The 20043-nt window shown below is 45.0% G+C and carries 19 protein-coding genes; 4 read left to right on the plus strand and 15 right to left on the minus strand.

What is annotated here, in order from left to right:
- Positions 1 to 171 precede the first annotated feature (171 nt).
- Together ABN702_RS17010 and ABN702_RS17015 are read right to left on the minus strand one after the other, a co-directional pair.
- Positions 172 to 960: an endonuclease/exonuclease/phosphatase family protein gene (locus tag ABN702_RS17010; RefSeq protein ID WP_417897948.1), complete on the minus strand. Its 789-nt coding sequence runs from the start codon at positions 958 to 960 to the stop codon at positions 172 to 174.
- Positions 953 to 1876: a helix-turn-helix domain-containing protein gene (locus ABN702_RS17015; protein ID WP_417897949.1), complete on the minus strand. Its 924-nt coding sequence runs from the start codon at positions 1874 to 1876 to the stop codon at positions 953 to 955. The genes ABN702_RS17010 and ABN702_RS17015 overlap by 8 nt, the downstream gene beginning before the upstream one ends.
- A 141-nt stretch (positions 1877 to 2017) precedes the next feature.
- Here ABN702_RS17015 and ABN702_RS17020 point away from each other — a divergent pair, with 141 nt between their 5' ends.
- Positions 2018 to 2863: a phytanoyl-CoA dioxygenase family protein gene (locus tag ABN702_RS17020; RefSeq protein WP_417897950.1), complete on the plus strand. Its 846-nt coding sequence runs from the start codon at positions 2018 to 2020 to the stop codon at positions 2861 to 2863.
- 39 nt (positions 2864 to 2902) lie between these two features.
- Here the strand turns inward: ABN702_RS17020 and ABN702_RS17025 are convergent, their stop codons facing one another.
- Both ABN702_RS17025 and ABN702_RS17030 read right to left on the minus strand, forming a co-directional pair.
- Positions 2903 to 3133, minus strand: a complete 231-nt coding sequence (locus ABN702_RS17025; RefSeq protein WP_417897951.1) for an excisionase family DNA-binding protein — start codon at positions 3131 to 3133, stop codon at positions 2903 to 2905.
- Between the two features lie 25 nt (positions 3134 to 3158).
- Positions 3159 to 4472 carry a two-component system sensor histidine kinase NtrB gene (locus ABN702_RS17030; RefSeq protein ID WP_417897952.1) on the minus strand — a complete coding sequence of 438 codons (1314 nt, stop codon included), beginning with the start codon at positions 4470 to 4472 and terminating at the stop codon, positions 3159 to 3161.
- 650 nt (positions 4473 to 5122) lie between these two features.
- Between ABN702_RS17030 and ABN702_RS17035 the strand changes: the two genes are divergently transcribed.
- On the plus strand, positions 5123 to 6559 hold the full coding sequence (locus ABN702_RS17035) for a carbon starvation protein A (protein WP_417897953.1): 1437 nt from the start codon (positions 5123 to 5125) through the stop codon (positions 6557 to 6559).
- 100 nt (positions 6560 to 6659) lie between these two features.
- Here the strand turns inward: ABN702_RS17035 and ABN702_RS17040 are convergent, their stop codons facing one another.
- From ABN702_RS17040 to ABN702_RS17060, 5 genes are all read right to left on the minus strand, one after another.
- Positions 6660 to 8351, minus strand: a complete 1692-nt coding sequence (locus tag ABN702_RS17040) for an acyl-CoA dehydrogenase family protein (protein WP_417897954.1) — start codon at positions 8349 to 8351, stop codon at positions 6660 to 6662.
- Positions 8352 to 8356: 5 nt separating this feature from the next.
- Positions 8357 to 8728, minus strand: a complete 372-nt coding sequence (locus tag ABN702_RS17045; RefSeq protein ID WP_417897955.1) for a MerR family transcriptional regulator — start codon at positions 8726 to 8728, stop codon at positions 8357 to 8359.
- 484 nt (positions 8729 to 9212) lie between these two features.
- The gene (gene pssA / locus ABN702_RS17050) at positions 9213 to 9920 is read right to left on the minus strand and encodes a CDP-diacylglycerol--serine O-phosphatidyltransferase (RefSeq protein ID WP_417897956.1); all 708 of its coding nucleotides are present in this window, start codon (positions 9918 to 9920) and stop codon (positions 9213 to 9215) included.
- A 287-nt stretch (positions 9921 to 10207) separates the two neighbouring features.
- Entirely contained in the window at positions 10208 to 10651 is a 444-nt protein-coding gene (locus ABN702_RS17055) for a VOC family protein (RefSeq protein WP_417897957.1), read from the minus strand.
- 70 nt (positions 10652 to 10721) lie between these two features.
- The gene (locus ABN702_RS17060) at positions 10722 to 10970 is read right to left on the minus strand and encodes a hypothetical protein (protein ID WP_417897958.1); all 249 of its coding nucleotides are present in this window, start codon (positions 10968 to 10970) and stop codon (positions 10722 to 10724) included.
- Between the two features lie 201 nt (positions 10971 to 11171).
- Here ABN702_RS17060 and ABN702_RS17065 point away from each other — a divergent pair, with 201 nt between their 5' ends.
- A complete protein-coding gene (locus tag ABN702_RS17065; protein WP_204415145.1) occupies positions 11172 to 11567 on the plus strand; it encodes an SET domain-containing protein in 396 nt (131 codons plus the stop codon).
- 51 nt (positions 11568 to 11618) lie between these two features.
- Here ABN702_RS17065 and ABN702_RS17070 read toward each other — a convergent pair whose 3' ends face one another.
- Positions 11619 to 12620, minus strand: a complete 1002-nt coding sequence (locus ABN702_RS17070) for a Gfo/Idh/MocA family protein (protein WP_417897959.1) — start codon at positions 12618 to 12620, stop codon at positions 11619 to 11621.
- 153 nt (positions 12621 to 12773) lie between these two features.
- On the opposite strand from ABN702_RS17070, the gene ABN702_RS17075 reads away from it, so the two are divergent.
- A complete protein-coding gene (locus tag ABN702_RS17075; RefSeq protein WP_417897960.1) occupies positions 12774 to 12959 on the plus strand; it encodes a hypothetical protein in 186 nt (61 codons plus the stop codon).
- A 37-nt stretch (positions 12960 to 12996) separates the two neighbouring features.
- Here the strand turns inward: ABN702_RS17075 and ABN702_RS17080 are convergent, their stop codons facing one another.
- From ABN702_RS17080 to ABN702_RS17100, 5 genes are all read right to left on the minus strand, one after another.
- On the minus strand, positions 12997 to 13632 hold the full coding sequence (locus tag ABN702_RS17080; protein WP_417897961.1) for a hypothetical protein: 636 nt from the start codon (positions 13630 to 13632) through the stop codon (positions 12997 to 12999).
- Positions 13633 to 14035: 403 nt separating this feature from the next.
- Complete coding sequence (gene odhB / locus ABN702_RS17085) at positions 14036 to 15325, minus strand: 2-oxoglutarate dehydrogenase complex dihydrolipoyllysine-residue succinyltransferase (RefSeq protein ID WP_417897962.1); 1290 nt, start codon at positions 15323 to 15325, stop codon at positions 14036 to 14038.
- Complete coding sequence (locus ABN702_RS17090; RefSeq protein ID WP_417897963.1) at positions 15322 to 18198, minus strand: 2-oxoglutarate dehydrogenase E1 component; 2877 nt, start codon at positions 18196 to 18198, stop codon at positions 15322 to 15324. The genes odhB and ABN702_RS17090 overlap by 4 nt, the downstream gene beginning before the upstream one ends.
- A 275-nt stretch (positions 18199 to 18473) precedes the next feature.
- Complete coding sequence (locus ABN702_RS17095; protein ID WP_417897964.1) at positions 18474 to 19208, minus strand: hypothetical protein; 735 nt, start codon at positions 19206 to 19208, stop codon at positions 18474 to 18476.
- Positions 19201 to 19926: a hypothetical protein gene (locus ABN702_RS17100; protein ID WP_417897965.1), complete on the minus strand. Its 726-nt coding sequence runs from the start codon at positions 19924 to 19926 to the stop codon at positions 19201 to 19203. Before ABN702_RS17100 ends, ABN702_RS17095 begins: the two co-directional genes overlap by 8 nt.
- Positions 19927 to 20043: the final 117 nt, after the last annotated feature.

Genomic DNA, 20043 nt, shown 5'->3' on the forward strand with positions numbered 1-20043 from the left:
GAATCCTCCTCTTACAGTTTGTTTGTTTAAACAATCAAACAAACGGCATCTCCACATCCAATCAATACTTTCATTATATCCCCTTGCCTCAAAATAAAGAAGTTGGGAAGCGCCGAACATGAAAAAAAGCTGCGAGTCGAACACTGCCCGCAGCTTACCAATTTACACTTATTATCTTTCCACTTTTACAGAAGCCATTACAGGATAGTGATCGGAAGGAAATCCCCCATCTATACTGTCCCTGATAATGGTCGTCGAAGAAAGCTCTGCCCCATTATCCGCAAAAATATAGTCAATCGGAGTGCCAGTAGTCCCACCTTGATAGGCATGGAAGGTCAGGCTGTTTCTCAGCTCCTCGTCCGTAAATTCGGCATAGCAGCTTTGCATCGACGCTACCGCCTGCAATGCTTCACTGTCCGGTGCATCATTGAAATCCCCTGTCAAAAGAACAGGCAACGCGTTTTCGAAGTCCATCTCCTTGATCACGTCCATGATCAGCTTCAGCCCTTCTTTTCTTGCCTGCTGCCCCATATGATCAAGATGTGTGTTGAAGAATCTCAGTACAGGTGCGGCTTCACCTTGAGGAATCAGCTCCACCCACGAACAGATTCTGGCACAGTGCGCATCCCAGCCCATGCTCCCGATCACTTCAGGTGTTTCCGAAAGCATGAAGGAACCCTTTCTGCCAATGGTGAATGTTGACTTTTTCACAAAAACCGCACTGAATTCCCCTACTTCAGTCGATGTCGTGCGGTTGACCCCATACGCCTCATAGCTTTCCTGCAGCATGTCCTCGAGCCAAGCCAGCATCGGGATATTCGCCTCTTGTGTCCCAATGCAATCCGGCTGGTAATTCTCTATCGTCTGTACAATCCAGTTCTTTCGATCCTCCCAGACAAAAGGGTCTGTCTGAACATCAACTCGCAGGTTAAACGTCATGATATTAAATGTTTTACTCATTTTTCTCCTCCTGATCATTTATGAGGTAAACCCCGCCTCTTTTTCTCAACTGACCTGGCGACATTCCCATTTTCTTTTTATACGCCTTGGAAAAATGGTGAATATTTGCAAAGCCGCAATATGAAGCAATCTGCTCCAGCGTCAAATCCGTTTTCTCCAGAAGCTCCTGAGCATGATTGATCCTCATCTCCAGTAAATATTGATGCGGAGAGCTTCCGAATTGCTGCTTGAAAAGGGTGCTGAATCTTGATATGGAAAGGTTTGCCCTTTTGGCCATCTTATGGAGCGTCAAGCGTTCGGACAGATGATTGGAAAGATACGATGGAAACCAGCTCAGCGGTTTTGATGAGGCCGATTCCAGGTTGGACGCGGAATGATGCTCGTCCAAAATGATCAGCAAAAGCTCGGTAGCAAGATGCTGTGCTTTTAGCTGCTGAATCGGGTCCCTGTTCTGCCAGGCCTCCACCATCTGCATTAGGTAGTCCCGAAACCTGCCGGGGTTTTTCAACTGAAGCCTCACCGGTACATGGATTCCATGCAGATCGTTCAATCTGGGCTGTAAAAGATGCAGATATCCAGCGAGATCTAGCTGCCCAGGCTTGGTCGGGAAGCTTTTTGTCCGTTCAGGATGATAAAAGAAATCCAGATGGGCAAACGGGGTAATCGTGGACGTCACCCCTTCAAGCTCTACAAGGCTCCCCGGTTGGATTAGACAAAACTCCCCACCTTGAAACATATACTCTTTTCCATCCACCTGAAAGCGGCATTGCCCCTCCTGTATGTAGATCAGCAAATAATCAAGAAGCCTTCTGTTTGGGGCGTGCCAGGGCTTTCGAACGGCGTAGTCGCTTTCCCTGATAAAAGGGACAATCGGCCTTACTTCAACAAGCTCCGATAAATGCTGTATGGACCTCACCCCCGACTACCTTTCATTCTCCTATTATTATACCTTAATTAACAGTAAGTTTTGACAACTTTGAAGGAATCTTTGACAAAGCCAGCCTGCGGTTTTGGATTTATAGTTAAGCTACCAAACTATAAAAAGAGGTGCAGGATAATGACAGTAAAAGAGAATATCGACTTGAGCACATTGCCATCCCTGGAGGAAAGCTATGACCTGACAAAGGAACAAATTGAAAGCTATCAGGAAAAAGGACACATCCTGCTGCGGAATGTGGCAACGCCGGATGAAATGGATATCTATGAACCTATCATCAGCCATTGGGTCAGAGAATTGAATTATCACGATAAGCCTGTCGAGGAAAGGGATACTTATGGGAAGGCCTTCATCCAGATAGGGCGCCTTTGGGAGCGGAGCGAGGCAATCGCGCGATTTGTTTTAGCGAAGCGTTTTGCCAAGATTGCAGCGGAGTTGATGGGAGTGAATGCTGTCCGGATCTATCACGACCAGGCACTATACAAAGAGCCTCATGGCGGCCATACCCCTTGGCATCAGGACCAGATCTACTGGCCGCTTGATACGGATAAGACTATCACCATGTGGATCCCACTCGTTCCGATCAGCGAGGAGGTCGGCTCGATGACATTCGCCTCCGAATCGCATAAAGAGGGATATATCAGCAAGGTGGTCATATCCGATGAATCTCATCGCACCCTGGAGCAATACGTAAAGGGCAAAGGGCTCGAGACGGTCACCTACGGGGCGATGGCTGCAGGTGATGCAACGTTCCATGCAGGCTGGACGCTCCACAACGCACCCGGCAATCCAACTAATATCATGCGAAAAGTCATGACGGTCATCTACTACGCAGACGGGACACGTGTAGCCGAACCTGACAGCAATGCAAGACGCGGGGACCTGCAAGCGTGGCTGCCTGGGCTGAAACCTGGCGACCAGGCACAAACTCCGATCAATCCGTTGCTATATAAAAAAGGGGAATAATCTTCATAACAGGAAAAAGCGCCGAAAATGGCGCTTTTTTCAATCCTCATCCTTAATATCAATATCCTCCGGAACCGGCTCATTGCGAAGCTCTTCTACAAGCTCCTTATACTTTTCCATCTGCTTTAAATGTGTGGCGAACTGTTCCTTATTAATCAAGTAATTCTCGCCATCGAATATTGCACGGATCTTATTTTGCTGAATCAGGCTTTCCACATACGAGGTAGAGCAGGATAAATATTCAGCTGTTTCTTTTATGGATAAATACATAGCTATCATTCCTTTTTATCGTACATTAGTTGGATGGCAGCGGCAGCGTGATAAGAAAAGTCGTCCCTGCCGCGGAGCTTTCCTGCACCTCTATTTTACCATGATGGTTCTCAATGATGCGCTGGACAATGGTCAGTCCCAGCCCCGTTCCTGTATCTTTCGAGGTGACAAACGGATCAAAGATCGTTTGCTTCATCTTTTCGGATATGCCTGAACCCGTATCCTTCACAAATATCTGGTAGACATTTTCGAGCTGCTTGGAATAAATGGTGATCGTCCCTTCACCCTCCATTGCCTCTTTGGCATTGCGAATCAGATTGTGGAATACCTGCTTCATCTGCTTCGCGTCCACCATGAGCGGTACCCTTTCCAATTCTACTTTTAAGGATATCCCCTCTTGAACTACTGAAATATAAGGAATCTCTTTTACTACATCCTCTAAAAATACGCACTTTAACACAGGTGCACCAGGCTTTGCTATCATCAGCATTTCCTCCACGATTGTGTTAATCCGGTCAAATTCCTTAAGGAGAAGAGGGATTTGATACTTATTTTTATCTTTTTCGGTGAAGGATTGCTTCATCAGTGATACAAAGCCGTGAATCACCGTGAGCGGATTCCGGATTTCATGTGCCGCCCCTGCCGCAAGCTCCCCGAGGACGGCAAGCTTTTCCGATTGATAGATCCGCTTCTCGAGTTCGGCAGTAGAGGTAATATCTATAAAATGAAAGATTCGTCCGATCAGGGCTCTCTCCTGGTCAAGCAGTTCGGATTGAGAGACTAGGAGATAATGGTCCCTGCCCTCTTTCACATAAGGAACTTTTATATTTTGGCAGATCTTTTGGGAAGCAAGAATACTCCAGAATGAAGCATTAATCGGATTCCCTTCCTTCACGCTGACCATTCCTTTCACTTCTTCCCCATCCATTTCCAATATGGTAGACGCAGCCGTATTCAGTGAAAAATTGGTAGAGTCATTGTCCACCGTAATGATTCCAACGGGAAGCGAGTTGAGGATCTGTTCTTGATAGATTTTGTCTTTGGTCATTTTTTCGTAGAGATGAAAATATTTTTTAAATGCTATAGACAATAACACAATGATAATGGTGTATAAAATTATTCCGAAAACAGGATATCCTCCTAATAGGATTGCCAATAAAAAAGCCATCACAAGAGAAATTAGATAGTTCAGGATCGACTCTTTTCCAATTGAGATAATAACCCCAGCCAGTTTTTCAGATAAATATAGGGAAAAGAAACTACTTATTACTAGTAGGTTAATGGAGTAATAGGCAACCAGTGACAATACATATGAAAGGAGGTAGTGGAGATTGAACACCCCAGATTCCCCTCCGGATAATAGAAAAACATAATTTGCTCCAGTTATCATTAATACGTAAATGGCGAAATTGAACACATGTCTCCGCATTAATATTTTCCGTTCAAATACCAAGTAGAGAAAACTACTGAAAAATAATAACCATAGTGTAGTTTCCAGCCCAAATATGAATAGGGAAGCAAGGTAGATGGAAGAATCCATACAAAGGGAATTTCCTTTTGGTGGAAGGACAATTGTAAAATGAAGGAGTAATAGAAGTGCTCCAACTAACAGCAAAAATAGAGGGAAATCCAAAAATATGATCTCTGAGGTAAATTTTATATGTACAATAAAAATACCTATTCCAAACAATGACATAATCATTAGATATATATTAGATTTATCCTTAAATAAAGAAAGTTCCTTCAAACTATATCACTCTCAAATCATTCTTTTATTAATTTGCTTGCAGTTCAAATAACAACCTTAATTGTAGATGAAAACGTATCCCAAAGCAATGAACACTCCTTAATCCTCCATTTATCCCAGGAAGTATTTTCCGAAATATCCTACTAAAAATTATATTTTTCAGAAAAATCTGTTGTTTTCACGCTTAATCATGTTAAAATGTTTCATAATTCTAAAACATTCGACAACAGGAGGCGAACAGAATGATTACTTTTTTTGGAGCACTAATTTTATTGATTGCAGGCTATGCCGTATATTCCAAATTTGTAGAACGGGTTTTTGTGATAGATGACAACAATCGGACCCCTGCCTATACAAAGCGTGACAATTTCGATTTTGTCCCGATGAACTGGTGGCGGGGCAACCTGATTCAGCTTTTGAACATCGCTGGTCTTGGTCCGATCTACGGTGCGGTTATGGGCGCGCTTTATGGCCCTGTCGCCTTCATCTGGATTGTCATCGGTACGATTTTTGCAGGAGCTGTTCACGATTATTTCTCCGGTATGCTGTCCATGAGACATGGCGGGGCTCAATATCCTTCCATTGTGGGCCGTTATTTGGGGAATACAGTAAAATCGTTGATAACCGTTGTTTCTCTTGTGCTGAGCGTGCTTGTTGCAGCTGCCTTTACAGCTGGACCGGCACAGTTGATAGCACAGCTGACACCACTCAGTTTTACCGTGGCATTATTGATTATTTTCGCCTATTTTTTATTGGCGACACTCTTGCCGATCAACCGCATCATCGGAAAGATTTACCCATTGCTTGGAGGTATTCTGCTCTTCATGGCGGTGGCAATCGGTATTTCCCTTCTTTTTCAGGACAACCCTATTCCGAACCTGACTCTTGCCAATATGCATCCTCAGGAGCTTCCGATCTGGCCATTGTTGATGGTTACTATCTCCTGCGGTGCAATTTCCGGCTTCCATTGTACACAAAGTCCGATTGTGGCGTGTACCATGAAAAGGGAATCCCATGGACGTAAAATCTTCTACGGTGCGATGGTCATTGAAGGCGTCATTGCCCTTGTTTGGGCGGCAGCCGGAATGACATTTTTCAACGGAACCGGCGGCTTGCAGGAAGCACTTGCACAAGGCGGTCCATCCTATGTAGTCAACGAGATTTCCGTTTCCCTGCTTGGAACACTTGGTGGGATCCTGGCCATTCTTGGTGTCATCATCCTTCCTATCACCACCGGGGATACAGCCTTAAGATCATCCCGTATGATTCTGACCGAAGGCTTATCCAAGTTTTTTAACATGGATGGTAAAGTGAAGGTCCTGATTGTGACTTTGTCAGTTGCTGCTCCAGCCCTGTTCCTGGCAACCATCGACTACACCTTCCTCTGGCGCTATGTCGGCTGGACCAACCAGGTGGTGGCGACCGTGATGCTTTGGACTGGAACGATGTATCTGTTGAAAAACCAGAAGCTCCACTGGATCTGCGGGGTGCCTGCGATGTTCATGACCGGAGTCGTTTGCACCTATATTTTCTACGCCCCAGAGGGATTGCATTTGAGCTATGGGCTTTCTGTGATCATCGGTTTCTCACTAACAGCAGTAGTTCTTGGCTGGTATGTAAGACAGATATTGATTCACCGTAATGCAAACCATGCAAAAGCACCTAATAAGGCGGCTTAAATCAATCTATACGAGAAAAACCTTCCCAAATGATGGAAGGTTTTTCTCGTCTTTTGTGTGATAAGTAATAATTTCATAGAGTGGAAGCTTGCAAAAATGATTAAACCTCCAGTCCTTTCTTCTCCCATTTTACAATCGAGTCAAAATACTTCAGTGCTTTGTTGTCACGGTCAATCCATGTAACTCTATTCCAAGTCTGCGCAAGAAAAATCTCCGCTTTGGCTATCTCGCGTGGGTCACCTGAAGCTGCACCTTCCAACGCTACAACACTTTCGAAAATCTTCACCATCAGATTGGCAATTTTTTTGGAATGGAAGGTTTGCAGATCATTGCTGCAGCTTGCTACATAATCACAGAGCTCCATCAGGGTGGAAATCGCGGACTCCACAGGCTCCATCAGGTCTTCTGAGACATTTACGATGCTGGTCAGCCTTGTGCGCATTTCCTCCACGAAAAGCCGGTGTACGTGATACTTTTTCATCAAACGCAACACCTCTAAGCCCAGGATATTAGCCGTCCCCTCCCATACCGTCAATACCTGTGCATCTCTAAGCAGCCTTGGAGTGACAAAGTCCTCGATGAACCCATTTCCGCCGTGCATCTCAATCACTTCATGAGAATAATGGACTGCCTGCTCTGCTGTCTCCTTTTTCAACAGGGCAATGAGCAGCCTATTCAATGCCACATCCTTTTCCGAAACAGTGCCGACCTTCCTCATGACCCGGTCAAACAAGGCAATCAACTCGAAAAGTGCGCTTGTTTCGACCTCCAATTTTACGGCCATCTGTACAAGTGACTCCCGGATCATCGGAAAATTGATCAAGTGATTTCCAAAGGTGTGTCGGTTTCCTGCATACTCCCTTGCTTCCACATAAGCCCTTCTCATGATGCCTATGGAAGCTACTGCATTACATACGCGCGATAAATTCAACGCCTCCATCATATAGTAGATGCCCTTGGATGGTTCCCCGACCAAATACGCTTCTGCACCTTCAAACACCACTTCAGCCGATGGAACGGCCCTGACGCCCAGTTTGTCCTTAAGCCTGCGAATCTGGATTCCATTCAATGATCCATCCTCCCGCCTCCAAGGAACAGCAAACAGGCTAAGTCCCTTCGTTCCTAACGGTGCCCCTTCCATTCTTGCAAGCACCATGGCTACACCACACTGGCCGGCGTTGGATGCAAAGTATTTTTCGCCATGGAGGCGATAATGACCTTCCTCCTGAAGGACAGCCTTCGTTTCGTTTGCCCCCACATCGGAGCCACCCTGCCGCTCGGTAAGGAAGGTCGCTCCTTCATAAAGATCCACTTCCCCTGTTGAAATGACATGTGGCAGGAATCTCCCCTTCACTTCCTCGTCCGCATAATGCTCAAGCATATAGGCGGTTGCCATCGTTAATGTCACCGGACAATAGAAACCCGGTTCCGATTGGGATAACAGGTAGCCCTGTGCATAGGAATACAGATAGTTCCCCTGCTTACCAAGCTCCGGAATCTCTTTATGGACAAAGCCGACAATGCCCCTATTGTACGTTTCTTCGACTGTTTTTTTGTATCCGTCATTGACCCAGACTTCTGAAATGTCCTCTCCCATCCGGTTGTACTTGATGAGTTTTGGTTGCCCTTCCCGGTCGGTATGCACCGCTCTTTCGTCAATCTCACCGGCACAGCTCTCCCCGAACTCCGTCAGTTCCTCTTTTGCCCATTGATAAAAGGAAGGCTCCAGATATTTTTGAAGCACCTCCTGTAAATGTTTATCCTCCGTGAAAAAATTACGCTCTTTTCCCATCTTCCTCATCGCCCCTTGTCGATTTTTTTGTTAAAACTCTTCAGCAAACGCTGCATTTCCTCCTTCAGTTCGGTCAGTTCACGGATGCGATTCTCCACTTCTATCACTTTTTTCGTTCCATACTCAATCGTTTTCTCGAGCTGCTTTTCCCCTGTACGGTCCTCGTCGAACAGCACCACCATCTCCTTGATCTCCTCAAGCTGAAAGCCGAACCGCTTTCCCCGGATGATCAGTCTGAGCCTGGCGTGCTCCCGTTTCGAGAACACACGTTGGTTTCCATCCGTTCTATCCGGCTTGATAAGTCCTAGCTCTTCATAATAGCGGATGGTACGGGTCGACACCTGAAATTCTTTTGCCAGTTGGGTGATCGTGAACATTTTATGAAACCCTCTTTTGTTAGAATATTTAGATTTATTTACATATTATCATTGACGTTAACGTAAAGTACAAGGGGTTTTTATTTGCAGTTTAAGAAATACATACTACCTGTGGTTTAAACGGAATGGTCTTATTAGAGGTAAGTGATGAGTTTGCGGATTTTCTTTTTTAGTAGGATTCTCCTAACTGGGCTGTTGTTGGTATCTTAACTACTTATTCTTAGACTGAGTGAAGGTATCATTCCGGTGTTTTGATTCCCTCACTAACTGATTTTGAGCAGAGTGAAGGTATCATTCCGGTGTTTTGATTCCCTCACTAATTGATTTTGAGCAGAGTGAAGGTATCATTCCGGCGCTATGTTGCTTCGATTCCCTTTCTACCTAGTAGATTCACTTGGGCTCCACGGTAGGCAAAAGTAATAAACATAATCTTTGATGCAAAAAAATCTGGTACCGACAATTATCGGGCCAGACTCTCTTTTGCTCAATCGATTTCCTTCTTATTCTTCCCTTTTACAAAACGGTACGCAAGGTAGGCAATATATAAGGGAATCGCGATATAGATCAGATATGGATATTGCTGATAGGTACCTTGGTAGATGATAAACAGCAAGCAACCAAGGAACACGGTGACGATGGTTCCGTACTTCGGTAACGGCACTTCCTTGAAGCTGGGAATCTTCAGGCGGCTGACCATCAAAAAGCATAGAGCTGTGAAGATGACGGTTGTCACGATCTGCGGAATATAGTTTCCGAACAGGGTTAGCAGGGCCATGATACCACCAGCCGCTGTTATTGGGACTCCCGTAAAATATTTTCCGGAAGAATTAGGAGGACTCACATTGAAACGTGCCAAGCGGTATGCCCCAAATAACGGGAATAGTCCAGCAATCGCAAGTCCAAGTAAGCCGAACTGATAGAAATATGTATAATACACCAAAAAGGATGGCGCCACACCGAATGTCACTACATCCGCAAGCGAATCCAGTTCTTTTCCTAGATTGCTGTCTGCTTTAAGCATGCGGGCAAGCCTTCCATCCATGCTGTCGAGCATCATCCCGATCAATATAAGAATGGCAGCGTTGCTGTACTGGGCGTTCGCCGCAAAACCTATCGATAAAAATCCACAAAATAAATTCCCAAGCGTGAACATGTTGGGAATGCCTTTAATAAAGCGCGTGCGCATCTGCATGTAATCACTCCGTCAACGTAAAATTTCCTATGTAAAAGATTAAGAAAAAAACTTCTCTGTTTATAGTCACCTTCAGCTAATTATATCATTCCGTCCTAATTTATGGATGAATTTTTTATCAGTTGAAAATGTTTCATCAAAAAATGCACAGGAAAGTGGACCGGGTGTTTAGCTTGAATGTAAACAATATCAAATTACTAACCATCTCCATAATTAAAAATCCCCTAACCTATCTGAATGGAAAACGGCACAGGATTTAATTCCTGGCCGTTTTCTCCTACATACATTCAATCCTCTATAATCAGCATATCGTTCTCGTCAAACTTCCAGTCTACGCCATAGGCCACTTCCCAATAATAGCCGTCTGGGTCCCGGAAGTAGCCACTATAGCCTCCCCAATCCGTTTTCGTTGGTTCTTTTGGAATCTCTGCCCCAACCTCTTTAACCCTGTGGAAAATCCCGTCCACTTCTTCTTTGCTCTTGGCATTATAGGCGAGCGTGATGCCAGGGAAGCCGCCTGTTGAAAGTGCGGGTGGATCTTCCTTATTGATATCCTTGGCCAACAGCTCCAAAGGGTAAAGCTCCAGCTTCGTCCCCTGATTTTTGAAAAACACGATGACTGGCGCCTCCTCGGGTCCTCTTACGGAAGCTTCAAAGCCGATCTCTCGGTAAAATTTGAGTGATGCTGCAATATCTTTTACTCCCAGGGCGATAAGATTGATTCTGTTCATCTAAGCCATCCCCTTAATATTTCGTATATGAATTCATTCGACAGAAACAGTCGATTTCCTGTAATAAAAACTACGCCTTCATCTTTTGCATCAGCCTTCCTGAAACGCTTCCGAATAGAAATACCAGACCTAAAAACATCGCGCCCCCTGTCCAATAGGTGATGCCTGTAGAGATGGATTCGTAAACGCCATCGAAGTAATTGGTTTTGGCACTGTTGATATTGGATATCATGATTGCTGTTGTGATGTGTTTTGCTGCATATAGAAAGGCTGCTATCATGATAAAAAAGCAACCGATTGCCGCTGTTGTTTTATTCACGTTTCTTCCCCTCCGCACTCCATTTTCTCCATTATACCTATTCATAAAAATTCAGTCCCGGTTTTAGAGTGATAAATGTTATGGTCCATTTTGAGGTATAATAACATCTGGAAGAACTTAACTTGTTGCTTTCTTTGCTAAATAATGGCACCCTTAATAGGTTGACTATTTTACTATAAATGAATGGCGAAGGTGATAACTATGATCGAAGTAAAAAAATCCCCAATTAGCGATGGGGAATTTAATAGAGGGGTTTTTGCAACCCAGGATATAAAAGAAGGCGTCATGTTCCACGCAGCACCAGTTATATCCTACTTGAATGAAGAACATCAGCATATCGAAAAGACGACTCTTGCGGACTACGCTTTTGAATACGGAGTGAACCACTCTGCCATTCTTCTTGGATACGGAATGCTATTTAACCACTCGTATGAACCGAATGCGAGATACGAAATCAACTTCGACGAGCACACTTTTGACTTCTACGCATACAAGGATATCAAAGCGGGAGAAGAAATCCTTATCAATTATAACGGCGACGTCGACCAGATGGATCCGCTCTGGTTCAACAAAGAAGACGGCGAAGAAGAAGAATAAAAACAAAAACCACCAAAGGGGCCAGACCCCATCCGGTGGTTTTTCACATTATTAAACCAATTCTTTGATTTCCACTCTTCTTCCCTGATCATGGGAAAGTCTTGCCGCGTGGTTGATGAGGGTAAGGTTGAATCCGTCCTGGTGTGTGATGCTGGGTGTCTCTCCTGTGCGGATTTCCTCAACCCACTGGTCCATAGGCATGATCAGTGGAGCAGGCAGGTCTTTCACTTCATGCCAGCCTTCTTCCATCAGGTTGCTGAAAATACGAATTTTTCCGTCTTCAATTAGGACCGTACCCTCAGTACCATACAGCTGCAATTGGAATGGACTTCCATTTGCAACAAAGCCCGTTTCAAGAATGCCCATGGCACCTGATACATATTCCACAATGGCCACTGCATTGTCATCCACATCGTACCCCAGTGTCTGCTGTAGCCTTGCAGTTACGGCAGAAGCCTGACCTCCGAGACGGTTCGTCAAATAGATCGGATGGGCACCCAAATCGATAAATGCTCCGCCTCCGCATTCTTCCATGTTATAAAAATGCTTCGGCAGCCAGCCATGTGGACTATTTTCATATGGTACCGCCCCATTGTGCGCCACCCTGCATCGGATGGTCGTCAGCTTGCCAAGTAAGCCTTCATCCACTACTCGCTGCGCATAGAGATAATAGTCAGCCGTTAAACGTGGCAAGGAAACCATCAGCTTCACGCCATTCTTTTCCACCACTTCCAATATAGCCTCTGCATCTTCAACGGTGATTGCCAGCACTTTTTCCGTAAAAATATGCTTCCCGCTCTCTGCTGCTCTAATAATAACATCCCGATGCATGGAAGTAGGGGTATCGACAATGACTGCATCAATGTCAGGATTGTTAAAAATGGACTCGATATCCTGGACAAACTCAACACCAAGCTCATCTGCCCATTCTCTGCCTCTCTCTTCCTTCTCATCCCAAACATGCGTGATTTCCACATGCTCATTTCCCTTTGCATGCTCTGCATATTCCGCTGCATGCACATGCCATTTACTTAGCAAGGCAACTCTTATCATCCGATTCATTCCCTTCTATGTATCTATCATCTTTACTATACCACGGTTATCGTAATATGTTTCATGCTAATAGACTGCTTTATCAAAATAGTAGAAAAGAGCGAAACTATATGTTACCTCATACGTATAGAGTGGTACAGGAGGTGCTCTAGTATGGATTTATGGTTCTATATTACTGTGATTGTTGCATTATCACTGATCTACTACGGCTATGATAAAAAGAAAAGCTATGAACTGCAGGAAAAGAAAGTAGAGCTGGAATATTTAAGATTGGAACTGGAAATGAAAAAAATAGAGATGGGGCTTCCTATCGAAAAAGACGAAAAACAAAAACCTTGAGGGGACGTACTCTCAAGGTTTTATACTTAACTATCTATTAACCCTTCAGTTCTACCTTGATATCAAGGTCTTCCCCGATTTTTTCATTGCTTTCGTTGGTTGGAGCTTTCATTACAAGCCGAACCCACTCGACATCTTCAGCTTTCGACTTTTCCAAAACATAGAAAACAGAAGCCTGCTTCTTTTCTTCGCCTGCAAAGTTCCCCTCTGGAAGCTCTCCCAATTTCGGGTTCGGAGCTGCGATCTCTTCTCCGGTACTTGTAATCAATGTAGCCTGATATGCATCAAAATTAATAGGATCTGTAGAAGTATTCGTCACTTGGATATCCACTTGAATGTATTCAAGTTTATCTTGTCCAACATGCTCTGCAAATTCCGGGGAAAGCACGCCGCTGATTCCTGCAACCTGGTCAAAATCGAGGGTCAGGGCTCCAGCCTCCACCGGTTCCACCTGATCGTTTCTCGTATGGAAGGTAAAGTCCCCACCTTCAGTGGAGATGGTTTCCCCGACAGGTGTAATCCAATCCGGATCTGTCTGTTTGCTCGGACTCTTCGGACTTTCCGTCTGCTGTGCAGGTTCCTTTTTTGTATCTGTCGCACTATTATCATTTGAACAAGCCATCATGGACGCTGCCAGAATCGCAGTCATCGATAACACTACTAATTTCTTCATCTCTTTAGTTCCCCCTTGATTGTATGTGTCTCTATTCTACTATTGATTATACTTATTTTGTCGGTAAATTGGTAGTATTGTGACAATTTTCTTTTAAGAGGTATTTTTTTGCAAAAAAACATCTAGATTTTGCGGCACTTCACGAAAAGGATATCATTCGGATAAGTATGGGTTTGCTGTTAGGCACGATTTTTTGGATTTTCGCCCGATTTTTCTGATTTACGCCCACAAAGTGAGATTTGCGCCCGATTCGGGGAGCTTTCCGCCCGGTCTCACCTACTTTTCGCCCGTACACCAAATTCAACCAGTTTCTGTTCCACCGATATCCATAGACAGCGGTCTAATCCACTGAAAAAACCGCTATCCCATCTCGGGACAGCGGCTCTCATCAAATATCACTAGATCAGCCTTCCAACAACAAATCTTCCGGATCTTCTAGCAATTGCTTCACTTTTACAAGGAACTGTACAGCATCCTTACCGTCGACGATGCGGTGGTCATAGGAAAGGGCAATGTACATCATCGGTCTTACTTCCACTGTGTCCTTGTCGTCCACTACTACAGGACGGCGTTGGATGGTGTGCATGCCAAGGATACCAACCTGAGGTGTGTTCAGGATGGGAGTGGAATACAGGGAACCAAAGATTCCTCCATTTGTGATGGTGAACGTTCCTCCTTGAAGGTCTTTCAGTGCCAATTGGTTGTCACGCGCTTTTTTACCTAGCTCACCGATTTCTTTCTCGATCCCGGCAAAGCTGAGTTTGTCTGCATCACGGACAACTGGAACAACGAGACCTTCCTCGGTGGAAACTGCCACACCGATATCATAGAATTTCTTCATCAGGATTTCGTCACCTTGGATTTCCGCATTCAATAATGGGAAGGACTTCAGCGCTCCGATTACCGCTTTGGTAAAGAAGGACATGAATCCAAGCTTTACGCCATTCTTTTTGAAGAAAGCATCCTTGCGGCGGTTACGTACGTCCATGACGGCCGTCATATCCACTTCATTGAAGGTAGTAAGCATCGCAGCAGTGTGCTGTGCTTCCACTAAGCGCTTCGCAATCGTTTGACGGCGACGGGACATTTTCACACGCTCGATACGGTCATCCTGTACTACAGCTTTCGGTGCTGCCGCTGGTTTAGAAGGAGCTGCAGGTGCTGGCTCGCTCTTTTTCCTTTCAGCGGAAGCCTGATGCGCTTCGACATCCTCTACGCGCACGCGGCCCATCGGATCACGGTAGCTCACTTCGTTCAGGTCGATTCCTAGCTCACGTGCTTTTTTGCGAGCTGCAGGAGATGCGACAGCAGTACGGGTTGCCACAGATTTCTTCTCCGCTTCCGGAGCTTTGGCAGCTGGTACTTCCTGCTTCGGCTCTTCCACTTTCTCCTCTTTCGGGGCTGCTGCTACTGGAGCTGCTACTGGTTCTTCAGTCGGAGCAGATCCTCCTTTCTCGCCAGCTTCACCAAGTACTGCGATGACCTGGCCAACTTCTACGTTGTCACCCGGCTCAAAAAGAAATTCCTTGATGACGCCAGTGTGCTCACTCTTTATTTCAACGTTTACTTTGTCCGTTTCAAGCTCAGCGATCGTCTCACCCTTTTCAATGGACTCGCCCACACTTTTTGTCCACTCTGCAATTGTTCCTTCTGTAATGGATTCCGCTAATTCAGGTACTTTAACTTCGATCATATGAATTCCCCTCCATGCCCTTTGCTAACATTTAATGCCGCTTGTACAATTCCAGCTTGCTCTTGTTTATGAATATGTGGCTCCCCGGTTGAAGGACTGGAACGTTTTGGACGTCCAATGTATTCAACAGCCAGGCCACTTGAAGCGATCTCATGCAATGGCGCCTTTACCACAGGCCATGCGCCCATGTTTTTCGGCTCTTCCTGTACCCATACGATTTCCTTCAGGTTCGGATACTGGGCAACAAGCTCTTCTACTTCCTTTTTCGGGAATGGATACAGCTGCTCCACTCTCACTATATGAAGGTTTTCGACATCTTCTCCAGACAACTCAGACAGTTTGCTTGCTAGGTCGATGGACACCTTTCCAGTACATAGAACAAGACGTGTAACCTTAGACTTTTCCAGCCCTGTTCCTTCCTGCTCTACAAGAAGCTTGAATGAGCCTTCGCTCAATTCGGAGCTGTTGGAAACTGTCATGGAATTACGCAGCAAGCTTTTCGGCGTCATCACAATCAATGGACGTGCATCCTCCGTTTTTGTGAGAAGCGCCTGTCTTCTTAATAGATGGAAATACTGGGCAGCACTCGTTACGTTTGCGACAATCCAGTTGTTCTCTGCAGCTGAATTCAGGAATCGCTCCACTCGACCGCTCGAGTGCTCCGGCCCTTGACCTTCATAGCCATGAGGCAGTAGCATTACAAGGCTTGATTTTTGGCCCCATTTCGCTCGGCCTGCAGCAATGAACTGGTCAATGATAACCTGTGCTACGTTCACGAAGTCCCCGAACTGAGCTTCCCAGATGACAAGGGATTCTGGTGATTGCACACTATATCCGTAATCGAAGCCAAGTACCGCAGTTTCAGACAACGGGCTGTTGTAGATGGAGAACGAAGCTTTCGCCTCCGGGATATTGTGCAAAGGCACATATCGTTCTGCCGTCTGGTGGTCATGTAAAACAAGATGGCGGTGGGCAAATGTTCCACGCTCACTATCCTGGCCCGTCAAGCGGATCGGTGTGCCGTCTGCCAGGATGGAAGCAAAGGCAAGCGTTTCTCCAAGCGACCAATCCACTTTTCCTTCCTCGCTCAACAGACTCTCCCTCTTTTTGAGGATACGTCCCAATTTCGGATATACCTTAAAGTGGGAAGGCCATTTGGCAAGGTTTTCATTAATGGAACGAAGGAGGTCAACAGAAACTGCAGTCTCCATTTCCGGTACATGTTCGACGATCTTGACCGGCACATATTTGGTGACTTCTTCTTTATTTTCTTTTTCTTTTAATTTATCAAAAGTCTCCTGGAACTTTTTCATCATCTCGGACTTTTTGTTAGTCGTGTCCTCTTCAGTCAAAATACCGCGGGAAACCAGTTCCTGTGCGTACTTTTCTGCAATGGTCGGATGATTATTAATCTTTTCATAAAGGTACGGCTGTGTCACGTTCGGATCATCCATTTCGTTATGTCCGAAACGGCGGTATCCTACTAGATCGATCACAATATCCTTATTGAACTTTTTGCGGTACTGGTAGGCAAAATACATCACAGCCAAGCAGCTTTCCGGATCATCCGCATTGACGTGAATAACCGGGATCTCGTATCCTTTTGCCAGATCACTTGCATATTTGGTCGAACGGGAATCCTGATAGTTCGTTGTGAATCCTAGCAGGTTGTTTGCAATGATATGGATTGCTCCGCCTGTCGCATAGCCTCTCAGCTTCATCAGGTTCAAGGTTTCCGCAACTACCCCTTCTCCAGGGAAAGCCGCATCTCCATGAATCAATACGCTGAAAGCAGATTGTTCATCCAGCGATGGATAGCCCTTTTCACTGCGGTCTTCCTGTAAGGCACGCGCAGCACCTTGTACAACAGGATCGACAAATTCCAGGTGACTTGGATTGTGCGCAAGATGGATGCTGATCACATTTTCCTTATCGCCTTTAATGTTGCGGTCTGCACCAAGATGGTACTTTACATCCCCGGACCAGCCGAAGTTGATTCCACGGGAACCCTCTGAAGGAACAAGCTCCTTGTTCGGCGAATGGTGGAATTCAGAGAAAATAAGCTCATACGGTTTTCCAAGTACATGAGCGAGAACGTTCAGACGGCCACGATGCGCCATTCCGATGCTGATATTTTTCGTACCTTCCTCACAGCCGGATTGTACCAGCTTGTCGAGCATCGGTACCAGCATATCCAAACCTTCAATAGAAAAGCGTTTCTGACCGACAAAAGTTTTGTGCAAAAACTTCTCGAATCCGTCCACATGCATCAAACGCTCGAACAATTCAATGCGCTCCTCTTTGGACATCGGTTGATGGATGCGGGACTTCTCGATGTAGCTGTTCAGCCAGTTCTGTTCCTCTTCATCATGGATATGACCAAATTCGTAAGCGATGGTACTTGTATAGATTCGTTTCAGGTGTTCATATGCTTCCCAACCATTTGAAATCGCGTCAGGTGCATCCTCCCAGACAAGATCAGCCGGAATCTGTAAAAGGTCTTCCTTGCTCAATCCATAAGTTTCCACATCCAGAAATCCTGCAGGATGCTTCTCCTCAAATTGGATCGGGCTTATATTTGCAGCCAGATGGCCTAATGTACGAATATTCCTTAAAAGCTTTGTTGCAGCAATGACTTTTTTAATCGCCGATTGTGGAGCTTGACTAGGTACATCTTTCTTTGAGGACGAAGACGTCTCCGTCTGCACTCCATACTCCATTTCCGGCGGTGGACCCATATCATCGAACAATTTCCGAATCGTATCGTCTACTGATTCCGGATCCTCCTGATACTTGTCATACTCTTCATAAATATAGCCCATATTCGGCCCGTAGAAGCGCTCCCAAATATGCGCACGGTCTTGATTACTCATCAGACATGCCTCCATTATTATTGCCTGTAACTGCTAGCTAATATATCAGAATAATAACTATATACGTACTATATTACATCATAACTGTAACTTATTAAACCGTTTACATTCCAATACCCTAAAAAAAGTATGAATAACAGGAAAATAGGTAGAATTCAATGCGAATATTGTCGAATCTTGTTATCAAAAACACTGGTTTAATGCGCTTTTTGACAATGAACCTATTCAGATCAATAAAAAGCACTTCTCCTAGATTTAGGAAAAGTGCCAGAATATTATTCTAGGTCGCCTTCATTAATAAAACGTAGGGGCTCGGTGTAGCTTCCAGTAGAATACCCACCGCCTCCCTCCCCATATGTTTTTTCCAAGCGAATCTCTTTGTCCATCTTGTTGAATGCCTGCCAGGCGAGATATGTTTGATGAGATTGATAATCCATAAACCATCCATGAAAGTCATTTACCTTATTAAAAGATTGGATGATTCCTGCCCATTCCTCAGGGATCGGGACGGCGCCGTATGATGTTGCATCAACTGGTACACGATGCCCCATCTGGATTTTCGGCAAGTATATTTCAATCCTATCATTTGCATTCACATTGGTCACCTGGAAGTACCTATCCGATAATAGATAGAACTGAAAATATTCTATCTTGTCATCGGGATCGACATTCCAAGTAAAAAAGGTTTTCGTCCCATCCTTACTCGTCCATGAAATCGGTCCCGAGGAAGTGGTCACCGAAACATTTTCCCACTTGCCGCCAAGCCACATCCAGATGCTCGAAGCATAGCGGTCACCTTCGAGGATGAATGGCACAAACATGCTCTTATCATCAAGAGGAACGATATCCTGAATCTCCTTCACCCTTGCAGTTGAATTTGTGAGGTAAAGCTCATCCATGATTTCTTCTTCCGTAAGAAAAGCTTTCGGCGTTTGCAGGTAGAAGACAGCCACAAGGATCACCGCTCCCGCTAGAAGAAGCCCGATAAGAAGTACTACTTTTTTATTCATCTGTCCCGCCCCCTTCGATCTTCAGAAAGGATTGCTCAGATCGAAAATAGTACTGCCTTTGGTTATCCGTTGTGACCAGCACCCCTTTGCCATCACTCTCGACGAAAATCTGGGTGGCAAGACCGCTGCCAAACTGAGATTTTGTTCCTGCCAGTATGTACGGAAACCTCTCTACTTTCTCTTCTTCCAATACAATGGAATTATACAATCTTTGAGTATCAATCTTACTTTTCTTCATATTCCCTAATGCTTGTTCAAAGGCTTCATTGTTTAGAATCTTCTTTTGAGCGGAGGGATGGATGACATGGAGGCTCGCATTTTCCGCCTCCCTGATGAATGTAGATGCCTGATCCTTCGGGTAGATTATTCCATGAAACAAAACCCCCGCCAAAGTGGTGGCCAATAGAATATAGTTTGCCCCAAACCCAAGCCACGCATATTTCCGGTAGGTTTCCCATTTACCCTTTCTAAGAGCGTATAGTATTAACACACCAAGCGGTAGGACGGCGATGGAAATCGGCGGTTGAAAAAATGTCAGCGGAAAAGTAAAAGCAATTAATCCGATGATAATAGCCAATATCCCTTTCCATAGCTTCGGACGCACTTCCTTTTCCTGCTTTTTGTAGATCCGATAAAAGAAAAAGAATACAATTCCCCAGCCGAAGAGAACGAAAATCGTTTCCAATCCATATAAATTAATGTTTAAGTTAAATTCCATTGTTGCTCCCCCTAGTATATATCTTTCTACATTTTACCAGATTAATGGTAGCTTATGTCTAAAAGATTGGGATTTTTCAAAGGGTTGGTTAGTGGGGTTTTTGTCCCGGACTTCTTG

The organism is Bacillus haimaensis (assembly GCF_048270625.1).
GTDB lineage: Bacteria > Bacillota > Bacilli > Bacillales > Bacillaceae_I > Sutcliffiella_A > Sutcliffiella_A haimaensis.